The following is a 20,745-nucleotide window of genomic DNA, read 5'->3' as shown; positions in this document are numbered from 1 at the left end:
GGCAGAGAGAACGTAACGCCGGGGAACGAGGGATCACCGACTATGGCGCACAAGACGGACATCGAGATCGCCCGCGAGGCGAAGAAGCGCCCGATCCAGGAGATCGGGGCGAAGCTCGGGATCGGCCCCGAGGACCTGCTGCCCTACGGGCATGACAAGGCCAAGATCTCCCAGTCCTTCATCGACAGCGTGCAGGACCGGCCGAAAGGCAAGCTGATCCTCGTGACGGCGATCAACCCGACCCCGGCGGGCGAGGGCAAGACCACGACGACGGTGGGCCTCGGCGACGGCCTGAACCGGATTGGCAGGAAGGCCGCGATCTGCATCCGCGAGGCCTCTTTGGGCCCGAACTTCGGGATGAAGGGCGGCGCCGCTGGCGGCGGCTACGCGCAGGTCGTGCCGATGGAGGACATGAACCTCCACTTCACCGGCGACTTCCACGCGATCACCAGTGCGCACAACCTGCTCTCGGCGATGATCGACAACCACATCTATTGGGGCAACGAGCTCGACATCGACCAGCGCCGGATTGTCTGGCGACGGGTGATGGACATGAACGACCGCGCGCTGCGGGACATCGTGACCTCGCTGGGCGGGGTGGCCAACGGCTTTCCCGGGCAGGGCGGCTTCGACATCACCGTCGCGTCCGAGGTCATGGCGATCCTCTGCCTCGCCAGCGGGCTCGAGGACCTGCAGCGCCGGCTTGGGGACATGATCGTCGCCTACCGCCGCGACCGCACGCCGGTCTACTGCCGCGACATCAAGGCCGACGGCGCGATGACCGTGCTGCTGCGCGACGCGATGCAGCCGAACCTCGTGCAGACGCTGGAGAACAATCCGGCCTTCGTGCACGGGGGGCCCTTCGCCAATATCGCCCACGGCTGCAACTCGGTGACCGCGACCACCACCGCGCTGCGCTGCGCCGACTACGTGGTGACCGAGGCGGGCTTCGGCGCGGACCTCGGCGCCGAGAAGTTCATGAACATCAAGTGCCGCAAGGCCGGCATCGCCCCCGACGCGGTGGTCGTGGTCGCCACCTGCCGGGCGATGAAGATGAACGGCGGCGTCGCCAAGGAGGATCTCGGAACCGAGAACGTCGAGGCGATCCGCAAGGGCTGCCCCAACCTCGGCCGGCACATCGCCAACGTGAAGGGCTTCGGGGTGCCGGTGGTCGTGGCGATCAACCACTTCGTCACCGATACCGAGGCCGAGGTGCAGGCGGTGAAGGACTACGTGGCCGAGCAGGGCGCCGAGGCGATCCTCTGCAAGCACTGGGCGCAGGGCGGCGCGGGGATCGAGGATCTCGCGCGCAAGGTGGCCGACCTCGCCGACTCCGGCAGCGCCAACTTCGCGCCGCTGTACCCCGATGCCATGGGCCTCTTCGAGAAGATCGAGACGGTGGCCAAGCGCATCTACCACGCAGACGAGGTCATCGCGGACAAGTCGATCCGCGACCAGCTGCGTCAGTGGGAGGAGCAGGGCTATGGCAACCTGCCGGTCTGCATGGCCAAGACGCAGTACTCCTTCTCGACCGACCCCAACCTGCGCGGCGCGCCCACCGGTCACACGGTGCCGATCCGCGAAGTCCGGCTCTCGGCCGGGGCGGGCTTCGTCGTCGTGATCTGCGGGCAGATCATGACCATGCCGGGCCTGCCGCGCGTGCCCTCCGCCGAGGCGATCCGGCTCAACGGGTGCGGTCTCGTCGAGGGGCTGTTCTAGGGGAAAACCCACTGGCAGAAGACGCTTGCGGGCCACGGGCTTCTGGAAGAACGTGCGCCCCGAGCAAAGAAGGAGCAGCCAGCCATGACGGCCGAGATCATCGACGGCAAGGCCTTCGCGGCCACCATCCGGGACAAGGTGGCGGGCCACGTCGCCCGCCTGAAGGAAGAGCACGGCATCACCCCCGGGCTGGCCGTCGTGCTGGTGGGCGAGGATCCCGCCAGCCAGGTCTACGTCCGGAACAAGGGCAAGATGACGCGCGAAGTCGGCATGGAGTCGGTCGAGCACCGCCTGCCCGAGGATACCTCGGAGGCCGACCTGCTGTCGCTGGTGGAGCACCTGAACGCCGATCCGGCGATCCACGGCATCCTCGTGCAGCTCCCGCTTCCCGACCATATCGACAGCGACAAGGTCATCAACGCGATCGCCCCGGCCAAGGACGTGGACGGCTTCCACATCTCGAACGTGGGCCTGCTGGGGACGGGGCAGAAGTCCATGGTGCCCTGCACGCCGCTCGGCTGCCTGATGATGCTGCGCGATCAGCTGGGCTCGCTCTCGGGGCTCGATGCCGTGGTGATCGGGCGGTCCAACATCGTCGGCAAGCCCATGGCGCACCTGCTGCTGGGTGACAGCTGCACGGTGACCATCGCGCATTCCCGGACCAAGAACCTCGCCGAGGTGGTGAAGCGCGCCGATATCGTGGTGGCGGCCGTGGGCCGCCCGCAGATGGTGCCGGGCGACTGGATCAAGCCGGGCGCCACGGTCATCGACGTGGGCATCAACCGGGTGCCCGGCGAGGGCGAGAAGATGCGGCTGGTGGGCGACGTGGACTTCGCCTCGGCCTCGGAGAGGGCGGGCGCCATCACACCGGTCCCGGGCGGCGTCGGCCCCATGACCATCGCCTGCCTGCTGGCCAACACGGTCACCGCCTGCTGCCGGGCCAATGGCCTGGCGGAGCCCGAAGGCCTGACCGCCTAGCGCGGTCCCGGCGCTCAGGCGCCCTGCAGGACCTCCGCTTCGAGCTTGGCGTAGCTCACCTCCATGCCGTCGGCCATGCCGGTCGCCAGCATCTGCTCCATGATCTCGGCGGTGGGGACCGTCATCGTCATGGTCATGAGCGTGCCGCCGTCCTTCGCCTCGAAGAGGGTCTCGATACGGTTGTCGGGCGTCGGGTCGGGCAGGTGCATCCGTTCGATATGGACGATCCGGTGCGGGCGTTCGAGCTCGATGTACTCACCGGTCAGGGAAAAGCCCTCGGTGATGTCCGCCTCCGAGGCTTCTCCCTCGGTTCGCTCCCAGGTGTAGTGGATCTTGCCGCCGGGCCGCGGATCGGACTCGCAGCGGGACATATGCCAGCCGGGGTAGCCGGTCATCCAGCGCTGCACGATCCGGGGATCGGTATGGGCGTCCCAGACCCGTTCGGGCGGGGCGGCGAAGCGGCGGGTGACGGTCGCGGTATTGCCGTCGGTGACGAGCTTGAGGGGCATGTCAGTCTCCTTCGGGAGCCTCGGCCAGGATGGCGTCGAGGTGCTGGTAATTGTGCTCCATGGCGCTGCGGAGTCGCGTGATCCAGGCCTCGAGCGGGGCGAGGGCGTCGGGCGCGATCCGGCAGGGCCGCCGCTGGCCGTCCACGCGGCGCAGGATCAGGCCGGCCTCTTCCAGCACCTTGAGATGGTGAGAGACGGCGGGCTGGCTGATCGGCAGCGGGGCGGCGATCTCGGCCACCGTCGCCTCGCCCTCGGCCAGCCGGGCGAGGATCGCGCGGCGGTTCGGGTCGGAGAGGGCGGCGAGGGTCGGGTCGAGCATGATTCGATATCCGTTTATATAAGTGAGTATCGATATAAAGGCGCGAGCGGTCAAGTCGCCCGGTGCCGCGCGCATTTATCGTTCAGTTTGAAGGGCTTGGAATCAGGCGCCGATCCGGCGCGGGCGGCCCTGCGGCGGCAGGTGCTGGCGCCTCCCGGTCCGCGGCAGGGGCGCGGGCACCGGTCGCGGGCCGGTCAGGATGGCGACGGCCGGGTCGGTGAGCAGCTCCTGCAGCGGCTTGGCGCTGCAGTCGAGCCCACCGGTATAGGCCCCGAAGGCCGGCAGGATCATCCGCTCCCGGTCCATCAGGAAGGCCGGCCGGGCCGGACCGCGCACCCGGCATTTCGGGTGGTAGTGGCCGGAAATCTCGCCCGTCGCGCCGGGTTCGGCGATATGGCGGAAGGTCAGCGGCCCGAGCGAAAGCTCCGCCCGGTGCGTGCCTCCGAGCGTGACGGGGCCGGGGTCGTGGTTGCCCTCGATCCAGGTCCAGTCGCGTCCCGCCTGCAGGGCGGCGAGCGTCTCGGCATCCTCGCGGTCGAGCGCGGCCTGCCCGTCGAGATCGTCGAAGCTGTCGCCGAGGCAGACGACATGTGTCGCGCCCGTCGCCTCCAGCACATCGGCGAGCCGCGTGAGCGTCGCGCGGGTCTCGTAGGGCGGCAGCATCCGCCCCTCCCGCCGGGCGATGCGGTCGGATTTCGCGAGGTGCAGGTCGGAGACGCAGAGCAGCGCCCGCGCCGGCCAGTGCAGCGCGCCGGAGCCGGTCAGGTGCAGGGTCTCGCCGGCGAAGGTGACGGGCAGGGTGTTCATGCTCCGTTCGTCTCTGCCAGAGCGCGCGCGGTGAGGCAAGTCGGGCGCCGCGTCAGCCGGAGAGGCCGGCGGCCTCCATCAGCCGCGCGGCTTCCTCCTCCAGCATCCGCTGCGCACCCGAGGCGGCAACGGGGATCCGCCCGGGCTCGAGGAATAGCGGCGCGGCGAGGGGGGTGACGCGGTCGAGGTCGACATGGTCGATCCGGCCGGCAGTGCGGGTCAGCATCTCCTCGACCCGTCCGAAGTCCACGAGCCCGCGCAGCGCCTCCTCCCGTGTGATGCGCATGAGAAGGTGGTCCGGCTCGAAGCGCGCCAGCGTGTCGTAAAGGATGTCCGAGGAGAAGGTCGCCTGCTTGCCGGTCTTGCGCACCTGCGGCGTGTTGCGCTCGATGAGGCCGGCGATGGTCGCCGAGGTCTTGAAGGTCCGCTTCATCACCGCGTTGCCCATGAGCCAGGTCTCGAATTCCTCGCGCAGCGTGTCGGGCGAGAGCAGCGGCGCCGGGTCGGGCACCTGGTCCAGCCCCCAGACCAACGTGGCGTAGTCGGTGGAGACGAAGCCCAGAGGGTGCAGGCCAAGCTCCTCCATCCTCTGTGTCAGCAGGAGCCCCAGCGTCTGCTGCGCGTTCCGCCCGGCGAAGCCGTAGGCGCAAAGGTGCTGGCGGCCGTCGTGGGGGAAGGTCTCGACGAGGATCCGGTCGGCCTCGGGCAGCTTGGAGACCTCGCGCTGGAGGGCGAGCCAGCCGGCGGTGTGCTCGGGCAGCTCGGGCCAGCTCTCCTGCCGGAACATGCGCAGGATGCGCTGGCTGAGCTGGGTGGAGGTGGCGAACTTGGTGCCCATGAAGGTCGCGATCTTGGGCTCCTTGTCGGCGCGGCGGGTGACCTCGACCGTCATCTCGCGCATCGACTCGTAGCGCACGATCTCGCCGCCGATCAGGAAGGTGTCGCCGGGGGTGAGGGTGGCGGCGAAGCCCTCCTCGACCTCGCCCAGCGGCTTGCCGCGGCCGCGCATCCGGACTTTCAGCGTGTCGGTGTCCTGGATCGTGCCGATGTTCATCCGGATCCGCTGCGCCGCGCGGGGATCGCGGAGGTGCCACTGCTCGCCCGTCTGCTTGAGCCGCTGCCACTTGTCGTAGGCGCGGAGCGCGTAGCCGCCCGTGGCGCAGAACTCGAGGCAGTCGTCGAAGGCGGCGCGGCTGAGCCCGGCGTAGGCGCCGACGCTCTTCACCTCGCGGTAGAGGTCTTCGGCGAGAAAGGGGCCGGCGCAGGCGCGGATCAGGATGTGCTGGCAGAGCACGTCGCGCGGGCCGGGTCCCTTGGGATCTCCGTCGAGGTCGCGGTCGCGCACCGCCTCGAGCGCCGCCACGCATTCGACGATCTCGAAGCGGTTGGCTGGCACGAGGATCGCCTTGGAGGGCGCATTGTAGCGGTGGTTGGCCCGGCCGATGCGCTGGACCAGTCGCTTCACGTTCTTGGGCGCGCCGATCTGGATGATGAGGTCCACGTCGCCCCAGTCGATCCCGAGGTCGAGCGTGCCGGTGCAGACGATGGCTCGCAGGTCGCCGCGCACCATGGCCTGCTCGACCCGCTCGCGCTGTTCGCGGGCGAGGGAGCCGTGGTGGATGCCGATGGGCAGGTCCTCGTCGTTGGCGAGCCAGAGGTTGTGAAAGAAGATCTCCGCCTGGGCACGGGTGTTGTGGAAGATCAGCGTGGTCTTGTGACGCTTGACCTCTCTCAGAACCGAGGGAATGGCATATTTTGCCCCTCCGCCGGCCCAGGGCGGACGCTCCTCGGTCACCAGCATGGAGATGTCCGGGTCCGGCCCCGGGTCGGCGTGCAGGATCGGGCAGGGGTCGGGATGCCGCGCGAGCTCCGACGCGATGGCGGCGGGGTTCTCCACCGTGGCCGAGAGCCCGACGCGCCGCAGCCCGGGCGCCATGGCGTCGAGCCGTGAAAGGGCGAGCATCAGCTGGTCGCCCCGCTTGCTCTCCGACAGCGCGTGGACCTCGTCGACGATCACCCGCTTGAGCCCCGCGAACATGCGCGGCGCGTCCTCGTAGCTTGTCAGGAGGGCGAGGCTCTCGGGCGTGGTCAGCAGGATGTGCGGCGGGTCGGCGCGCTGGCGCTTCTTCCGCGTCGCGCTGGTGTCACCGGTCCGGTCCTCGATCCGCACGGGCAGGTCCATCTCGGTTACCGGCATCGTCAGGTTGCGGCGGATGTCCGTGGCCAGCGCCTTGAGCGGCGAGACGTAGAGCGTGTGCAGCCCCTGGTGCCCGCCCTCGGCGAGCTCCACCAGCGTCGGAAGGAAGCCTGCGAGCGTCTTGCCCCCGCCGGTGGGCGCGATGAGCAGGAGCGCTGGGTCGTCGGCGCGCTCCAGCATGTCGAGCTGGTGGGGGTGAGGCTGCCAGCCGCGGCTGTCGAACCAGGTCTGAAAGCGGGCGGGCAGGGTCATGGCGGCGAAGATGCCGCCCGGGGGCGCGCCGTCAAGCCGGGCTCACGCGTCGGTGTCGAGCCAGATCGTCACCGGCCCGTCGTTCAGCAGCCGCACCTTCATGTCCGCGCCGAAACGGCCGGTCTGCGTCTCGATCCCCTCGGCCCGCAGCGCCTCGGCCAGGGCGAGGTAGAGGCGCTCGCCCTCCTCGGGCGGCGCGGCGGTGGAGAAGCCGGGCCGGTTGCCGCGCGAGGTATCGGCGGCGAGCGTGAACTGGCTGACGACAAGCGCCGCCCCGCCCGCGTCACGGACGGAAAGGTTCATCTTGCCGGCGTCGTCCTGGAAGATGCGGAGCTTGGCGATCTTGGCCGCCAGCTTCGGTACCACGGCCTCGGTGTCGCCCTGCATCGCGCAGGCGAGGACGAGGAGACCCGGGCCGATCTCGCCGATGCGCTCGCCCTCGACCGTGACCGAGGCTTCGCTCACCCGCTGCAGGAGTGCCCTCACAGCTCGTCCTTCCGGGGCGGGTTGGCTCCGGCGCGGCTCACGGTCACCGCCGCCGCCCGGGCGCCGAGGGACAGCGCGGCGCGCACCTCGTCCTCGGTCAGCGCCGCGACGCGCTCCTTGGTCAGGGCCCCGGCCTCCTGCAGGCTGGCGAGGATCCCGGCGTTGAAGGTGTCGCCCGCGCCGACGGTATCGACCACCTCGACCCGCTCGGAGGCCACGTCGACCCTCCCTGCGGCGGTGTGGCCGGTAGCCCCCTCCGCGCCCTTGGTCACACAGACGAGCTTCGGGCCCTTTTCCAGCAACCCTTCGGCCAGCGCGTCGGCCTCGCCCTCGCCCAGTAGCCAGTGCAGGTCCTCGTCGGAGACCTTCACGATGTCCGCCACCGCGATCATCCGGTCGAGCCGGGCGCGGTAGCGTGCTTCGTCGCGGATGAAACCGGCGCGGATGTTGGGGTCGATCATCGTCACCTTGCGGGGCGCCTCGCGCAGCATCAGCGCCTCGTAGGCCGCGCCGCAGGGCTCCACCGGCAGGGAGATGCCGCCGAAGAAGAGCGCGTCGGCCTCGACCGTGGGCAGGTCCGACTCGGTCAGCATCCGGCCGGCGGTGTTCTCGTCGTAGAAGGCGTAGCTGGCCTGGCCGTCGACCAGGGTGACGAAAGCGAGCGTCGTCGGCCGGTCGGAGGTCGCGGCGGTGGAGGCGTCGACGCCCGAGGCCTTCAGCGAGGCGCGGAGGATGTCGCCGAAGAGATCGGAGGAGAGGCCCGAGAAGAACCGCGTCGGCGCGCCCAGGCGGCCGAGGGCGATGGCCGTGTTGAAGACCGCGCCGCCGGGGTAGGGGGCGAAGCAGGTCTCGCCCTCCGTGCTGGTGCGGGGCAGCATGTCGATCAGGGCTTCGCCGCAGGCGAGGATCATGGCGCTCTTCCTTCTTCGGTCCGGCCTTCATGCCGGGCTCGCCGCCCTGCGGCAAGCGTCACTGGGTGGTGGCGTAGAGATATCCGAGGCCCGCCGCGAGGATCACGCCCAGCAGGACCGCCAGCGCGATCTTCCATGTCGACCAGGGCCGTTCGCCCTGGACCTTTCCGGTGCGCCCGTTGACCACGAAGCGGTAGCTCTCGCCCTGGTACTTGTAGGCGGCCAGCCAGACCGGCAGCAGAACGTGCTTGAAGGTCACGTCGCGGACCTCGGTGTCGATGTCGTGCACCCGCTGGCGGTCACCGCCGATGTCGAACTTCACGTCGCGCAGGATCATCCGGTCCATGTAGCCTCGCGCCTCGGTGAAGCCTTCCTCCAGCTCGACGGTATAGCCCTCGGAGCGGAAGCCCGCGATGAAGTCGGGCCGGTAGGGGACGATCTCGGAGAGGTCCCAGGGCTCCAGCGCGTCGGTGTAGCTCTTGGGGAGCGAGCGCGAGGCCAGCACGAGCACGTCGTCGAAGAAGCGCCGGACGGTCCCCGACCGGGCGGACCAGCGCGTGCGGCGCTCGCGGATCGTCTTGCGCTCGCCGTTGCGGGTCACGGTGCGGGTGACGTAGTAGTCGTCGCCCCGCTGGCCGGAGTAGCGGCTCGTGGTGTCGGCGTCGAAGGTCCAGAAGGGGACGTAGATCCCCGTCATCTTGCGGCCCTTGCGGGCGTATTGCTGCAGCCCGTTGGGCGCGAACCAGAGCTTGCCCAGCCAGGCGTTCATCGCGTCGTGGGCCTGCCTCTCCTCCAGCGCGAAGGGCAGCAGGCCGCGCGGCTTGATGTGGCGGTGGGTGCCGGTGCCGGTGACCACGGGCGTGGCGCAGAAGGGGCATTCCTTGGCGTGGGTGGCCTCGTCGAATTCCACCTGCGCGCCGCAGTTGGGGCAGGAGAGGACGCGGGTTTCCTCCACGTCCTCGGCCTCGACCTGGCCGGCCACCGCGCGGGCGAAGTCCAGCTCCTTGATCGCGGTGCCGCCCCAGGGGCCCGCGTCCTCGACCGGCTGGGTGTTGCCGCAGTGGTCGCAGACCATCCGGTCGTGCCCTGGATCGAACCGCATGTCGCCGCCGCAGGCGTCGCAGGGAAAGTGGTGTTCCTCGGCCATCGCCGCCTTCTCGTCCTTGGTCCTCGGGCCGGACCCTAGCGGGGCGGGGCGGCGGGGGGAACCGCAGTCGGGCTCGGCGGACGACGCTCGGCTGCGCCATCGCCCCGCCCGCCGTCCCGCGGGGTGCCCGGGCTTGCGGGCGGCCGGCCCGGGACAGGGCGGGGGAGCCTCCGGCGGAGGTATTTCCGGGCTAGATGAAGGGGCGGCGCGCGCGCCGGGTCGGACGGTCGCGGCCCGCCCCTCGTCGGGTCGCGGTCAGGCTCCCGGCGGGGGAGGCGGGGGCGGCGGCATCACGGTGAAGAGCTGGGCGAGCTCGGCCACGTCCTCGGCGCGCATCCAGCCGTCCTGTCCGGGGGTCCAGACGAGGCTCTCCCGGGTGAGACCGCCCTCGCGCGCCATCCGTCCCATGGCGGCCTTGGAGAATGGGCCGTTGGTCTGGCCGTTCTCGGCGATGTGCCAGACGTGCTCGACCGGGGGCGGCGGGGGTGGCGGCGCGGCGGCCGCGGGCTGCGGGCGCTGCTGCTGGCCGCCCCAGGGGCCGGCCTGGGCCATGCCGCCCATCATGTTGCCCATGGCCATGCCGAGGCCCGCGCCCATGCCAGCCCCCATGGAGTCGCCCATGGCGCCGCCCTGGCCCATGGCCTCAGCGGCCTTCCACTTCAGGTGCTCGTCGAGGTTGCCGGCGATCCCGCGCGAGGTGCGCTGGTCGAGCGCCTTCTCGACCGCGGGGGGCAGCGAGATGTTCTCGATGTAGAGCTCGGGCAGGGTGAGGCCGTACTGCTTGATCACCGGGTCGATGGCCTTGGCCACGAGCTCGCCCATCTCGCGGGTGTTGGCGGCCATGTCGAGCGCGGGGATGCCGCTCTGGGCCAGGGCGCGGGAGGTTTCCTGCACGATGATGTTGCGGATCTGGAAGGTCACCTCGTCGGTGGTGAACTCGCCGTCGGTGCCCACGATCTCCTGCAGGAAGAGCGCGGGATCGGCGACCTTGATCGTGTAGGTGCCGAAGGCGCGCAGGCGGATCGGGCCGAACTCCGGGTCGCGCAGCATGATCGGGTTCTTGGTGCCCCACTTGAGGTTCGAGAAGCGGGTCGTGTTGACGTAGTAGATCTCGGACTTGAAGGGGCTGCGGAAGCCGTGGTCCCAGTGCTGCAGCGTCGTCATGATCGGCATGTTGTTGGTCTCGAGCATGTAGAGACCGGGCTGGAACACGTCGGCCAGCTGGCCCTCGTGGACGAAGACCGCCGCCTGACCCTCTCGCACCGTGAGCTTGGCGCCGTACTTGATCTCGTGCCCGTGCCGCTCGAACCGGTAGACCATGGTGTCGCGGGTGTCGTCGGTCCATTCGATGACGTCGATGAACTGACCGGAGAGGAAGTCGAAGATGGCCATGCGTCGGGGTCCTGTCTCTGTCTGCGTCCCGCCCCGATATAGGGATTCGCGGGGGCGGGCGCTACGCCTGCGTCAGGCGATCGCCGCAAGCGCCAGGATCAGCAGCCCGCCGGCGACGACGGCGGTCGCCCCGGGGCGCACCGTGCGGGCCAGCACGTCGCCCTCGCGGCCGGTCAGCCCGACCGTGGCGCTGCCGGCGATGATGTTGTGGGGCGCGATCACGTTGCCTACGGCGGCGCCGAAGCTCTGGCCCGCGGCCATGAGCACCGGCGGCAGCGAGAGCGAGGTGGCGGCGGAGACCTGCAGCTCGGTGAAGAGGATATTCGAGGCCGTGGCCGAGCCGGTGATGAAGGTGCCGAGCACGCCGAGCGAGGGCGCGAGAAGCGGCCAGAACGCGCCGGTGCGGGCGGCGGCCTCGGCCAGCGCTGCGATCATCCCGGCGTGGACCATGAGCCGCGAGAGCGCGAGCATGGCGAAAAGGGCGAAGGCGACCGGCACCATCCGCCCGAGGGCGCGCCGGAGCGCCGGGGCGACCTGCGCCGTGCCCGCTCCCGCGGCGGCGCCGAGGACGAGTCCCAGCATGAGCAGCGTGCCCGGGTGATAGAGCGGCGCAAAGCTGCCGCCGAAGCGGGCTGCGAGGGTCCAGTCGAGGCTCAGGCCCGCGAGCGCCGCGCCCACGGGCCCGACGAGGCGCGTGGCCAGGACCAGTGCGAGGATGGCGAGGTAGGGCGCGAGATCGGGCAGTAGCGCGCGCAGGTCGACCCGCGCGCCGCCGGTCCGCCGGGCCAGGACGGTCACGAAGATCGCCAGGCCGATCATCGCGCCGCCGAGGCTCGGCACCTCCGGCCCGACGAACCAGGCGAGGGCGAGGGAGGGCAGGGCGAAGCTGGCCCAGGCGAGGGCCGTCCATCCGAGGTCGCGGCGGGTGAGCGGGCCCTCGGCGGCGAGCCGGACCGTCGCCAGGAGCAGGATCGGCGAGATGACCGCGTGGAGTGCCGCCGCCGTTCCGGCGAGTGCGCGCGGGTCGAGCCCGGTCAGCCCCACCTGCGCGAGCGTCGGCGTGCCCACCGCGCCGAAGGAGACACCGGCCGCGTGCCCCAGCAGCGCGAGGGCCACGGCGCGCACCGGCGGATGGCCGAGCCCCGCCAGCAGCGGGGCGGCGAGGGCCACGGGCGTGCCGAAGCCGCCCGCCCCCTCCATGAAGAGGCCGAAGAACCAGGCGATGAGAATCACCTGCATCCGGTGGTCCGTGGTCAGCCCGCCGAGGGCGTCGCGGATCCGGGCGATGCCGCCGCTCGCGGCCTGGTACTCGTAGAGCGCCAGCGCCGGGAGCACGATCCAGAGGATGGTGAGGGTCGAATGCACCGCCTCGAGCCCGCTGCCCGCCGCCACGAGGCCGAGCTGTGGCGCCTCTACGAAGAGGACCGGGGCGAGCAGGGCTGCGACCGCCAGGCCGCAGGCGCCGGCGACGACCGCCGAGCGGCGCAGGATCCCCATGACCAGGAGGACCACCGCAATGGGCAGGGCCGCCGCGACGCCGGTCACGGCATCAGCTCGCGCCGCCTCCGATCAGCTCGGAGGCGATCTGCCGGACGAGAGGCATCGCCACCGGCGCGGTCATGCCGGGCGAGAGGCGCTCGTCGTAGAGGATGCGCAGCAGGTCTTCGTCGTGGCTCGTCAGCAGGCCGAATTCCTCGTCGTCGTTGAAGATCGAGGGCCGTGCGGCGGGGCTGTCGTTCGCGAGACCGAGGCCCTGGGCCAGCTCTTCGTGGATGCAGGACAGGCGCAGGAGGTCGGGGTGCTCGGCCCGGATCAGTGCCACGGCGCGGGTGTAGGAGGATCCCGTGCCGTCGGAGAAGGCGAGCACCAGGCAGAGCCAGCCGCGGTCGCGGGTCTGGAAGGCGCGGATCGAGCTCTCGGTGATCCCGGGGACCAGCTCCCGCAGCCGCGCGGCGGAGGTCCTGCGGTCGTCTTCGGTCAGGACCAGGACGTGGAAGTTCGGGTCGCTCTCGTCGTAGGACATCGGGTGACCGGTCACCCGGGCGAGGCGGTTGACGTAGGACTGGACCGAGTTGCGGTCGCGGACACGCTGATCCTGCGGGACGCGGGCGCCGAACTCCACGCCGAAGCGGACCGGCCGCTCCCAGCGGCGCAGGCGGCTCTCGGTCTGCCGGGCGCGCAGGTTGCTGCCGTCGGAGACGTATTCGTCGAAGAGCGCGATCCGCTCGAAGTTCCGGGCGAGCATCGCGTCGGTATATGGCGTGTCCGGCCCGCCGCCGTCGGTGCGCAGCAGGCCCTGTACCAGCAGGTCGTTCTCGAGCCGCCGGTAGAAGGTCCGCAGCGCCTCGCTCTCGGCGGAGGGCGTGAGGTCGCGGGCCGGCGGCTGCGGCGAGCTGTCGGGGGCCGCCGTGGGCGGCGGGGCCGGCGCGGGCTCGGGGTCGGGCGCAGGCGCGGGCTCGCACCCCGCGAGAACGAGGGCGGCGAGGACCGCGAGGAGGCCGGCGGGACGGATCACGCGGCGCCCTTGGGTCCGGCGGACTGGCCGACGGTCTCGCCCAGCCCGGTCTGCTTGGCCTTGGCCTGCGCGAGGGTCTGTTTCAGCTCGTGCTCCATCTTCTGCAGGTCGGCCTCGGCCGCCTTGCGCCTTGCCTTGCCCTCGTCGGCGATCTGCAGGCTCTCGTTGATCGTGGCGATCAGGTTGGCGTTGGCCGCCTTCACCGCCTCGATGTCGAAGACGCCGCGCTCCATCTCCTGGCGGATGTTGGCGTTGGCCTCGCGCAGGTTCGCGGCGTTGGCCTTGAGCAGGTCGTTGGTCAGGTCGTTCGCGTCGCGCACCGACTGGGCGGCCTCGGTCGAGCGCTGGATCGTCACCGCCTGCGCCAGCTGGGTCTCCCAGAGCGGCACGGTGTTGATCAGGGTCGAGTTGATCTTGGTGACGAGGGACTTGTCGTTCTCCTGCACCAGCCGGATCGAGGGCAGGGACTGCATGGTCACCTGCCGCGTGAGCTTGAGGTCGTGCACCCGCCGTTCGAGGTCGTCGCGGGCGGCGCGCAGGTCGCGGAGCTCCTGCGCCTTCATCACGCCCTGCTCCTCCGAGGCGGCCTGGACCTCGCGCTCCTTGTTGGGGATCGTGGTGTTGTCGAGCTCCGACAGCTTGGCCTCGCCGGCGGCGATGTAGATCGCCAACTCGTCGTAGAAGGCCAGCGTCTTCTCGTAGAGCTGGTCGAGGCTCTCGATGTCCTTCAGCAGCGTGTGCTGGTGCTTCATCAGGTCGTCGCTGATGCGGTCGATCTGGCCCTGCACCTCTTCGAAGCGCGCGGCGAACTTCGCGGCGGGGGCGGTGCGGCCGACGAGCTTTTCCCACCAGGAGAGCTTCCGGCGCATGTCGAGCTCGGAGATCGAGAAGCCGCGGATCGTCGTGACGATGTCGCGCAGGCTGTCTCCCGCGGGGCCCACGTCCTTGTTGCGCACGCCCTGCAGCATGGACTGGCTGATCTGCTGCAGCTCGTCCTGCGCGGCGGAGCCGAAGGAGATGATCGAGTTCGTGTTGCCCATGTCGAGCTCGGCCATGCGGGCCTTGACCTCGCCCTGGTCGGGGGCGTCCGCGCCCTCGGACGCCACCAGCTCTCCCTTGGGTTCGGGAAGTACCACTTTCGTCACCTTTTCCACCTCTGCGAGGCTCGCTTCGGCCTTCGCCCTGTTTTCCGCGGTCTTCTCGGACATCTCCTGTCCCCCTCGATGGTTCCGGCTGTGGTCAGACGCCCTCGCGCTGGAGGCGATCGCGCAACACCTTGATTTCGATATCCATGTCGCTGCGGTCGTCCAGCATCATCTTCTCGGTCCGGGCGGCGAAGTTGCGCGACAGGTCGTCGAGCAGCGCCTCGTAGTTCTTCCGCGCCTCCGGGTCCTTCTTGCGACGCCAAACCTCGGCGAACTTGCGCGTCGCGTCGCGCGCACCCATCAGGTAGACGCCCAGGAACTTGCGCGCGCCGGTCAGGTCGCGCGGATCCTGTTCGACGGTGCGGATCATGTGCCGGGCGGTGGCGCAGAACTCGGCGACCTTGTCCTGCAGCTGCCGCGCGTCGGTGGTCTGGATCGTGGCGTACATGTCCGAGAGATAGTCCTCGGCCTCGTCCACCACCCGCGCGACCCGGTCCTGCTGGAAGTGGTCGACGCCTTCCACGCGCTTGTCGCGCAGGGGGTCGATGCCGAAGGCCGCGACGTGCAGCCCGCCAGCGGCGATGCCGTAGAGGACCGATCCCACGATGCCGCTGTCGCCGGTCCAGGCGGCGAGGCCGATGCCCGCGCCGGTGAGCAGCGAGCCGAAGATCTTGCGCGGCAGCGCCGGACGGCGGGCGACCTTGCGGGCATTGTAGGCCGCCTCGGCCCGCAGTCCCTCACGGGTCAGCCAGGCGGCCAGCGCCAGCAGGCCCGCGCCGGCGAGCCCCGCCACGAGGCCGACCGGCCCCGCACCCAGGGAGGTCGCCGCGAGCACCACCGGCGGCAGGAACATCAGGTTCGCCTTGGCGCCGCCGGCGTCCACCGGGGCGGCGTCGAGCGGCGCCTCCTCCGGCCGGGGCGTGCCCGGGCTGTGTCGTCCGCCGAAGCGCCGGGCCATCACGGACCCCCGAGCCAGCCGGAGGTGACGCCGAGCGCCAGCAGAAGCAGGATCGCGTAGGAAATGTTGCGGAAGCTGTCGGGCATGGCGACCTCCGTGCTCTCGTGGGACCGTCGTGCCGGGCGGCCGCCTCCGCCCGCGCGGGGCCGCGTCAGCAGGCCCGCGGCATGCACCGCGAGCGCCGCGACGGCAAAGAGCAGCAGGCCGATTATCAGTCGAGTCATGGGCTCTCACGCTTCCCGGGTTCTCAACAATGATAGGAAGTGACCCGGCGGATTACGAGTGTTCCTGCAGCGCTTTCCGCTCGCTGTTGAGCTTCCGCTTGTATCCCGTCTGCAGGATTTCCACGATGAAGAGCACGACGACCGAGAAGTAGAAGGTCGATTTCGACATCGGCACGATCTCGTAGCCGAAGACGTGCAGCGCCAGCGCCTCGGCCTCTTCGTGGGGCATGCCCGTGGCCTCTGCCCCGTGCACCGCCGCCTGGCCCGCTTCGCCGAGCAGGACCACGCCCACGATAAGCAGGATGAAGAGGCCCAGGACCTCGTACATGCGGTTCTTCTGCAGGAAGCGCGTGACGCCGTCCGCGAGCACGAGCATCGCGATCCCCGACAGGATGATCGCCGCGGCGAGCACGACGAAGACATCGGTGATGGCGATGGCCGAGAGGACCGAGTCGAAGGAGAAGATCAGGTTCATCATGACGATGAGCAGGATCACCTGCGTCGCCGACTTGGCGGACTTCCCCTCGACGTCGTGGCCGACCTGCTCGATCGAGAGCATGTGGCTGATTTCCTTGACCGCCGTGTACATGATGAAGCCGCCGCCGAAGATGAAGACCACCGTGGCGAAGTTCACAGCGCCGGTCAGGATCCCCTCCCACTCGAAGGTGTAGAAAGGCGCCTGCAGCGTCGCGAGCAGCTGCACCATGACGAAGAGCAAGATGATCCGCAGCGCCACCGCGAGGATAATGCCCCAGGTTCGCACCGCCTTCTGATGCGCGACGGGCGCGCGCTGGCTCTCGATCGAGATGTAGAGCAGGTTGTCGAACCCGAGTACCGCCTGCAGGAAGCAGAGCATCAGCAGGTTCGTGGCGTTTTCCAGCGTGATGAGATCGGCCATTCGCCTGTCGCTCCCTGTCCCGGACTTCGGGTCAGGTTGCACATGGGTCGTCCAGGGGCAAGGCCAGGCTCAGCGCCGGGGACGGCCTCCGGGGCGTCGCTTGGGCCCGCGCGTCACCTTGCGGCGCGCCTCGCCCTCGCCCTCGGGCGGCTCGAGACCCAGCTGGTCGCGCAGCACCTTGGGACGGACCTCCTCGACCTCGCCGGGCTTCAGCCGGCCGAGCTGGAAGGGGCCGTAGGACAGCCGGATCAGGCGGTTGACGGTGACGCCCACCGCTTCCATCGCGCGGCGGATCTCGCGGTTCTTGCCCTCGCGCAGACCCACGGTGAGCCAGGCGTTCTGGCCCTGCTCGCGGTCGAAGGCGACCTGCATAGGCTGGTAGCGCGTGCCCTCGACCTCGATGCCCGAGCGCAGCCGCTCCAGCGCCTCGGGGGCGGGTACGGGATGGCAGCGGACCCGGTAGCGCCGCAGCCAGCCGGTGGAGGGCAGCTCCATCCGCCGCTTGAGCCCGCCGTCGTTGGTGAGCAGCAGCAGCCCCTCGGAGGTGAGATCGAGCCGTCCCACCGACATCACCCGGGGCATGTCGTCGGGCAGGGCGTCGAAGACCGTCTTGCGGCCCTTCTCGTCGCGCTCCGTGGTCACCAGCCCCGCAGGCTTGTGGTAGAGCCAGACCCGCGGCCGCTCGGCCGCCGCCAGCGGCGTGCCGTCCACCGCGATGCGGTCGCGCTCGGTGACGTTGAGCGCGGGGCTGTCGATGACCCGCCCGTTCACCGCCACCCGGCCTTCGCCGATCATGCGCTCCGCCTCGCGCCGCGAGGCCACGCCCCGCCGCGCCAGAACCTTGGCGATCCGCTCGCCGTCCGTGCCGTCTCCGCTCATGCGCCGCTGCTACGCCGGAAGGACGGGGTCGCGCAATCTCCTTCCGTCGGACGCGAAACCCGTTGCCGCTCCGCGCGCCGCCTGCAAAGGAGAGTGCATGTCCTTCCGCAGCCACATGCAGACCGCCCTGGAGGAGGCCCGCGCCGCCGCCGATCGCGGCGAGGTGCCCGTGGGCGCGGTCGTGGCCGACGGGGCGGGGCGCATCGTGGCCCGGGCGGGCAACCGCACCCGGGAACTGGCCGATCCGACGGCGCACGCCGAGATCCTCGCCCTGCGCGCCGCCTGCGCCGCCGCGGGCTCCGACCGGCTGCCGGACCACGATCTCTACGTCACGCTCGAGCCCTGCCCGATGTGCGCCGCCGCCATCGGCTTCGCCCGGATCCGCCGGCTCTACTACGGCGCCGCCGATCCCAAGTCCGGCGGCGTGGCGCAGGGGCCCCGGGTCTTCGCCCACCCGCAGAGCCACCACGTCCCCGAGGTCTACGATGGGCTGGCCGCCGGGGAGAGTGCGGGGTTGCTCAGGGACTTCTTCGCCCGCCGCCGCTGAGCGGTCGGGATCACCCGGCGCCGCGGACGGGAGCGAGGGGCCAGCCCCTCGCGCTCCCCGGGATATTTCCGCCCAGAAGAGGGGAGGGGCTCAGGTCCACTCAACCGGGTTGCGGTAGATCATGCGGCGGACCGACCCGGTCTTCGAACGCATCAGGATCGTCTCGGCGGTGACGTAGCCCGGCTCGCGCTTGATGCCCGGCACCAGCGATCCGTCGGTCACGCCGGTCGCGGCGAAGATCACGTCGCCGGTCACGAGGTCGTCGCGGGTGTAGACCTGGTCGAGATGGGTGATCCCGGCCTTCTTCGCCCGCGCCCGCTCGTCGTCGTTGCGGAAGGTGAGCCGGCCGTACATCTGCCCGCCCATGCACTTCAGCGCCGCCGCCGCGAGCACGCCCTCCGGCGCGCCGCCCGAGCCCATGTACATGTCGATGCCCGTCGAGGGCTCCGCGCAGTGCATCACGCCCGCCACGTCGCCGTCGGTGATCAGCCGGATCGCCGCGCCGGTGGAGCGGATCTCGGCGATCATCTCCTCGTGGCGCGGCCGCTCCAGCACGCACACGGTGATGTCGGCGACCGAGCAGCCCTTGGCGGCGGCCAGCGCAGAGACCCGCTCGGCGGGGGACATGGCCATGGTCACCACGCCCGGCTTGAAGCCCGGACCGATGGCGAGCTTGTCCATGTAGACGTCGGGCGCGTGCAGCAGCGTCCCGCGCGGCGCCATGGCGATGACCGCCAGCGCGTTCGGCATGTCCTTGGCGGTGAGCGTCGTGCCCTCCAGCGGGTCGAGCGCGATGTCGACCTCGGGGCCCGTGCCCGCGCCCACCTCCTCGCCGATGTAGAGCATCGGCGCCTCGTCCCGCTCGCCCTCACCGATGACGACGGTGCCGCGGATCTCCAGGTGGTTGAGCTGGGTGCGCATGGCATCGACCGCCGCCTGGTCGGCCGCCTTCTCGTCGCCCCGCCCGATCAGGTAGGCACAGGCGATGGCCGCCGCTTCGGAGACGCGGGCGAGCCCGAGGGACAGCATTCGGTCGTGGAATTCGGGCGGCGGCGTTCTCATCTGGCGGATCCTTCGGTCTTTTCCGGTTTCCCGACTTGTGACCGGCGAAGACGACAGGGACAAGACTGCGCGCGCTAACGGCCCGGGGCCGGGGCCGCCGGGGAAGGGGACCGAGCTGAAAGACCGGCTGAAAACCTGGGCCGAGGATCTGCGGCGGGAGATCGCGGTCCTTTCCCTCGCGGCGCGGGATCCGCGCACGCCGCGGGCGGCGCGATGGCTGATCGTCGGTGCGGTCGCCTACGCGCTCTCGCCCATCGACCTGATCCCCGACGCGATCCCGGTCCTCGGCCTGCTGGACGATGTGCTGATCGTCCCCGCCGCGCTCTGGCTGGCGCGCCGCATGGTGCCGGCGCGGGTCATGGCCGAGAGCCGTCGCCGGGTCGCGGAGGGAGAGGTCGCCGCCGGGGGAGGCCGGACAGGGGCGGTGATCGTCGTCTCTCTGTGGTTGGCCCTCGCGCTCGCGCTGGCCCTCTGGCTCTGGCCGGGTTGAGGCTCAGACCTCCTCGATCCGCAGCACCACCGGCTTGCCCGAGACGACGCCCGTCCCGGCCATGTCGGAGAGCGCGCTCTCGAGGGCCGAACGCATGGTCCGGTGGGTGACGATCAGCACCGGGGCGGTTTCGTCGGTGTGGCCGTACTGCCGCATCCGGTCGATGGAGATCCCGTTGTCCCCCAGCGCCTGCGCGACCTTGGCGAGCGCCCCCGGCCGGTCGAGCAGCGCCATGCGCAGGTAGTAGGGCGCGGGCACCGCCGAACTGGCGGGACGCGCCGCGCGCAGGCCCGCGGCCGGCTGGCCGAAGGTCGAGACCCGGATGCCGCGCGCGATGTCGATCACGTCGGCCATCACGGCGCTGGCCGTCGGGCCCTCGCCCGCACCGGCGCCGCGCATCACGATCTGACCCACCGCGTCGCCCTCGAGCACCACCATGTTCATTCCGCCCTCGAGCTGGCCGAGCGGTGAGGTGGCGGGCACCAGGCAGGGCTGCATGCGCTGCTCCAGCCCCCGGCCGGTCATCTGCGCCACGCCCAGAAGCTTGATCCGGTAGCCCATGTCGGCGGCCTGCTGGATGTCCTCGATGGTGACCTCGCCGATCCCCTCGAGCTCCACCGCCTCGAAGTCGACCTTGGTCCCGAAGGCGATGGAGGAGAGCAGCGACAGCTTGTGTCCCGCGTCGATCCCGCCGACGTCGAGCTCGGGGTCGGCCTCCAGGTAGCCCAGCCGGTCGGCCTCCTCGAAGACCGCCTCGTAGGGCAGGCCCGCCGACTGCATCCGGGTGAGGATGTAGTTGCAGGTGCCGTTCATCACGCCCATCACGCGCTCCATCCGGTTGGCCGAGAGACCCTCCGTCAGGGCCTTCACGACGGGGATGCCGCCTGCGACCGCGGCCTCGAAGCGGATGACGTGGCCGGCCGTCTCGGCGGCCTCGGCGAGGGCCTGGCCGTTGACGGCGAGCATCGCCTTGTTGGCGGTCACCACGTCCTTTCCGGCGGCGATGGCGGCCTCGGTCGCGGCCTTGGCGGGACCGTCCGAGCCGCCCATGAGCTCGACGAAGACGTCCACGTCCTCGCGCTGCGCCAGGGCGACCGGATCGTCCTCCCAGGCGAGGTCGGAGATGTCGACGCCGCGGTCCTTGTCGCGCGAGCGGGCGCAGACCGCGGTGGCCACCAGCGGGCGTCCGGCGCGCGCCTCGATCAGCTCGGCCTGGTCGCGCAGGATCTTGAGCACGCCCACGCCCACGGTCCCGAGACCGGCGATACCGAGACGCAGCGGATCGGACATGGGTGACACTCCTGTTCTTG

Annotated in this window: 21 protein-coding genes; 4 read left to right on the top strand and 17 right to left on the bottom strand. The window is 70.6% G+C overall.

Annotated elements, in window-relative coordinates:
• Positions 1–42 precede the first annotated feature (42 nt).
• Positions 43–1,719, top strand: a complete 1,677-nt coding sequence (locus F3S47_RS03245) for a formate--tetrahydrofolate ligase (RefSeq protein ID WP_150443765.1) — start codon at positions 43–45, stop codon at positions 1,717–1,719.
• Between the two features lie 84 nt (positions 1,720–1,803).
• Positions 1,804–2,697, top strand: a complete 894-nt coding sequence (gene folD / locus F3S47_RS03240) for a bifunctional methylenetetrahydrofolate dehydrogenase/methenyltetrahydrofolate cyclohydrolase FolD (protein WP_150443764.1) — start codon at positions 1,804–1,806, stop codon at positions 2,695–2,697.
• A 14-nt stretch (positions 2,698–2,711) separates the two neighbouring features.
• On the opposite strand, the gene F3S47_RS03235 is transcribed toward folD, so the two are convergent.
• From F3S47_RS03235 to F3S47_RS03165, 15 genes are all read right to left on the bottom strand, one after another.
• Entirely contained in the window at positions 2,712–3,206 is a 495-nt protein-coding gene (locus F3S47_RS03235) for an SRPBCC domain-containing protein (RefSeq protein ID WP_150443763.1), read from the bottom strand.
• 1 nt (position 3,207) lies between these two features.
• Entirely contained in the window at positions 3,208–3,525 is a 318-nt protein-coding gene (locus F3S47_RS03230) for an ArsR/SmtB family transcription factor (protein WP_150443762.1), read from the bottom strand.
• Positions 3,526–3,627: 102 nt separating this feature from the next.
• Positions 3,628–4,332: a ligase-associated DNA damage response endonuclease PdeM gene (pdeM, locus tag F3S47_RS03225; RefSeq protein WP_150443761.1), complete on the bottom strand. Its 705-nt coding sequence runs from the start codon at positions 4,330–4,332 to the stop codon at positions 3,628–3,630.
• A gap of 52 nt (positions 4,333–4,384) precedes the next feature.
• A complete protein-coding gene (locus tag F3S47_RS03220) occupies positions 4,385–6,781 on the bottom strand; it encodes a ligase-associated DNA damage response DEXH box helicase (protein WP_150443760.1) in 2,397 nt (798 codons plus the stop codon).
• A gap of 42 nt (positions 6,782–6,823) precedes the next feature.
• A complete protein-coding gene (gene dtd, locus F3S47_RS03215; RefSeq protein WP_150443759.1) occupies positions 6,824–7,267 on the bottom strand; it encodes a D-aminoacyl-tRNA deacylase in 444 nt (147 codons plus the stop codon).
• A complete protein-coding gene (locus F3S47_RS03210; protein WP_150443758.1) occupies positions 7,264–8,178 on the bottom strand; it encodes a carbohydrate kinase family protein in 915 nt (304 codons plus the stop codon). The genes dtd and F3S47_RS03210 overlap by 4 nt, the downstream gene beginning before the upstream one ends.
• 58 nt (positions 8,179–8,236) lie before the next feature.
• On the bottom strand, positions 8,237–9,325 hold the full coding sequence (locus F3S47_RS03205) for a zinc ribbon domain-containing protein (RefSeq protein ID WP_150443757.1): 1,089 nt from the start codon (positions 9,323–9,325) through the stop codon (positions 8,237–8,239).
• A gap of 255 nt (positions 9,326–9,580) precedes the next feature.
• Entirely contained in the window at positions 9,581–10,717 is a 1,137-nt protein-coding gene (locus tag F3S47_RS03200; RefSeq protein ID WP_150443756.1) for an SPFH domain-containing protein, read from the bottom strand.
• Positions 10,718–10,789: 72 nt separating this feature from the next.
• Positions 10,790–12,262, bottom strand: coding sequence for an L-lactate permease (locus F3S47_RS03195; RefSeq protein ID WP_223877698.1), 1,473 nt, complete (start codon positions 12,260–12,262; stop codon positions 10,790–10,792).
• A gap of 4 nt (positions 12,263–12,266) precedes the next feature.
• Positions 12,267–13,229 (bottom strand): DUF2927 domain-containing protein, encoded by a 963-nt coding sequence (locus tag F3S47_RS03190; protein WP_150444201.1) that lies wholly within the window; start codon positions 13,227–13,229, stop codon positions 12,267–12,269.
• Positions 13,229–14,440: a toxic anion resistance protein gene (locus F3S47_RS03185; protein ID WP_150443755.1), complete on the bottom strand. Its 1,212-nt coding sequence runs from the start codon at positions 14,438–14,440 to the stop codon at positions 13,229–13,231. Before F3S47_RS03185 ends, F3S47_RS03190 begins: the two co-directional genes overlap by 1 nt.
• A 31-nt stretch (positions 14,441–14,471) precedes the next feature.
• A complete protein-coding gene (locus F3S47_RS03180) occupies positions 14,472–15,335 on the bottom strand; it encodes a 5-bromo-4-chloroindolyl phosphate hydrolysis family protein (protein WP_150443754.1) in 864 nt (287 codons plus the stop codon).
• On the bottom strand, positions 15,335–15,559 hold the full coding sequence (locus F3S47_RS03175; protein ID WP_150443753.1) for a hypothetical protein: 225 nt from the start codon (positions 15,557–15,559) through the stop codon (positions 15,335–15,337). Before F3S47_RS03175 ends, F3S47_RS03180 begins: the two co-directional genes overlap by 1 nt.
• Before the next feature lie 52 nt (positions 15,560–15,611).
• Positions 15,612–16,457 carry a TerC family protein gene (locus F3S47_RS03170; protein ID WP_150443752.1) on the bottom strand — a complete coding sequence of 282 codons (846 nt, stop codon included), beginning with the start codon at positions 16,455–16,457 and terminating at the stop codon, positions 15,612–15,614.
• Between the two features lie 69 nt (positions 16,458–16,526).
• Entirely contained in the window at positions 16,527–17,336 is an 810-nt protein-coding gene (locus tag F3S47_RS03165) for a pseudouridine synthase (RefSeq protein ID WP_150443751.1), read from the bottom strand.
• A 97-nt stretch (positions 17,337–17,433) separates the two neighbouring features.
• Here F3S47_RS03165 and F3S47_RS03160 point away from each other — a divergent pair, with 97 nt between their 5' ends.
• Entirely contained in the window at positions 17,434–17,883 is a 450-nt protein-coding gene (locus F3S47_RS03160) for a nucleoside deaminase (protein ID WP_150443750.1), read from the top strand.
• A 90-nt stretch (positions 17,884–17,973) separates the two neighbouring features.
• Here F3S47_RS03160 and glpX read toward each other — a convergent pair whose 3' ends face one another.
• Entirely contained in the window at positions 17,974–18,945 is a 972-nt protein-coding gene (glpX, locus tag F3S47_RS03155) for a class II fructose-bisphosphatase (RefSeq protein ID WP_150443749.1), read from the bottom strand.
• 37 nt (positions 18,946–18,982) lie between these two features.
• Here glpX and F3S47_RS03150 point away from each other — a divergent pair, with 37 nt between their 5' ends.
• Positions 18,983–19,435 (top strand): YkvA family protein, encoded by a 453-nt coding sequence (locus tag F3S47_RS03150; RefSeq protein ID WP_223877697.1) that lies wholly within the window; start codon positions 18,983–18,985, stop codon positions 19,433–19,435.
• Positions 19,436–19,438: 3 nt separating this feature from the next.
• On the opposite strand, the gene F3S47_RS03145 is transcribed toward F3S47_RS03150, so the two are convergent.
• The gene (locus tag F3S47_RS03145; protein WP_150443747.1) at positions 19,439–20,725 is read right to left on the bottom strand and encodes a homoserine dehydrogenase; all 1,287 of its coding nucleotides are present in this window, start codon (positions 20,723–20,725) and stop codon (positions 19,439–19,441) included.
• Positions 20,726–20,745: the final 20 nt, after the last annotated feature.

Origin of the sequence: Histidinibacterium aquaticum (assembly GCF_008710275.1) — a bacterium.
GTDB classification, from domain to species: Bacteria; Pseudomonadota; Alphaproteobacteria; order Rhodobacterales; family Rhodobacteraceae; genus Oceanicola; species Oceanicola aquaticus.
The sequence above is the reverse complement of the archived record's forward strand: the minus strand, read 5'-3'. Positions and strand labels throughout refer to the sequence as shown.

Excerpts from the sequence above, each read along its gene's own strand:
- F3S47_RS03170 (WP_150443752.1), bottom strand. The coding sequence starts at position 16,457 with ATGGCCGATCTCATCACGCTGGAAAACGCCACGAACCTGCTGATGCTC.
- F3S47_RS03160 (WP_150443750.1), top strand. The coding sequence starts at position 17,434 with ATGTCCTTCCGCAGCCACATGCAGACCGCCCTGGAGGAGGCCCGCGCC.
- F3S47_RS03230 (WP_150443762.1), bottom strand. The coding sequence starts at position 3,525 with ATGCTCGACCCGACCCTCGCCGCCCTCTCCGACCCGAACCGCCGCGCG.
- F3S47_RS03185 (WP_150443755.1), bottom strand. The coding sequence starts at position 14,440 with ATGTCCGAGAAGACCGCGGAAAACAGGGCGAAGGCCGAAGCGAGCCTC.
- F3S47_RS03165 (WP_150443751.1), bottom strand. The coding sequence starts at position 17,336 with ATGAGCGGAGACGGCACGGACGGCGAGCGGATCGCCAAGGTTCTGGCG.
- F3S47_RS03220 (WP_150443760.1), bottom strand. The coding sequence starts at position 6,781 with ATGACCCTGCCCGCCCGCTTTCAGACCTGGTTCGACAGCCGCGGCTGG.
- F3S47_RS03175 (WP_150443753.1), bottom strand. The coding sequence starts at position 15,559 with ATGACTCGACTGATAATCGGCCTGCTGCTCTTTGCCGTCGCGGCGCTC.
- F3S47_RS03205 (WP_150443757.1), bottom strand. The coding sequence starts at position 9,325 with ATGGCCGAGGAACACCACTTTCCCTGCGACGCCTGCGGCGGCGACATG.
- F3S47_RS03210 (WP_150443758.1), bottom strand. The coding sequence starts at position 8,178 with ATGATCCTCGCCTGCGGCGAAGCCCTGATCGACATGCTGCCCCGCACC.
- glpX (WP_150443749.1), bottom strand. The coding sequence starts at position 18,945 with ATGAGAACGCCGCCGCCCGAATTCCACGACCGAATGCTGTCCCTCGGG.
- F3S47_RS03145 (WP_150443747.1), bottom strand. The coding sequence starts at position 20,725 with ATGTCCGATCCGCTGCGTCTCGGTATCGCCGGTCTCGGGACCGTGGGC.
- folD (WP_150443764.1), top strand. The coding sequence starts at position 1,804 with ATGACGGCCGAGATCATCGACGGCAAGGCCTTCGCGGCCACCATCCGG.
- F3S47_RS03180 (WP_150443754.1), bottom strand. The coding sequence starts at position 15,335 with ATGGCCCGGCGCTTCGGCGGACGACACAGCCCGGGCACGCCCCGGCCG.
- F3S47_RS03200 (WP_150443756.1), bottom strand. The coding sequence starts at position 10,717 with ATGGCCATCTTCGACTTCCTCTCCGGTCAGTTCATCGACGTCATCGAA.
- pdeM (WP_150443761.1), bottom strand. The coding sequence starts at position 4,332 with ATGAACACCCTGCCCGTCACCTTCGCCGGCGAGACCCTGCACCTGACC.
- F3S47_RS03245 (WP_150443765.1), top strand. The coding sequence starts at position 43 with ATGGCGCACAAGACGGACATCGAGATCGCCCGCGAGGCGAAGAAGCGC.
- F3S47_RS03235 (WP_150443763.1), bottom strand. The coding sequence starts at position 3,206 with ATGCCCCTCAAGCTCGTCACCGACGGCAATACCGCGACCGTCACCCGC.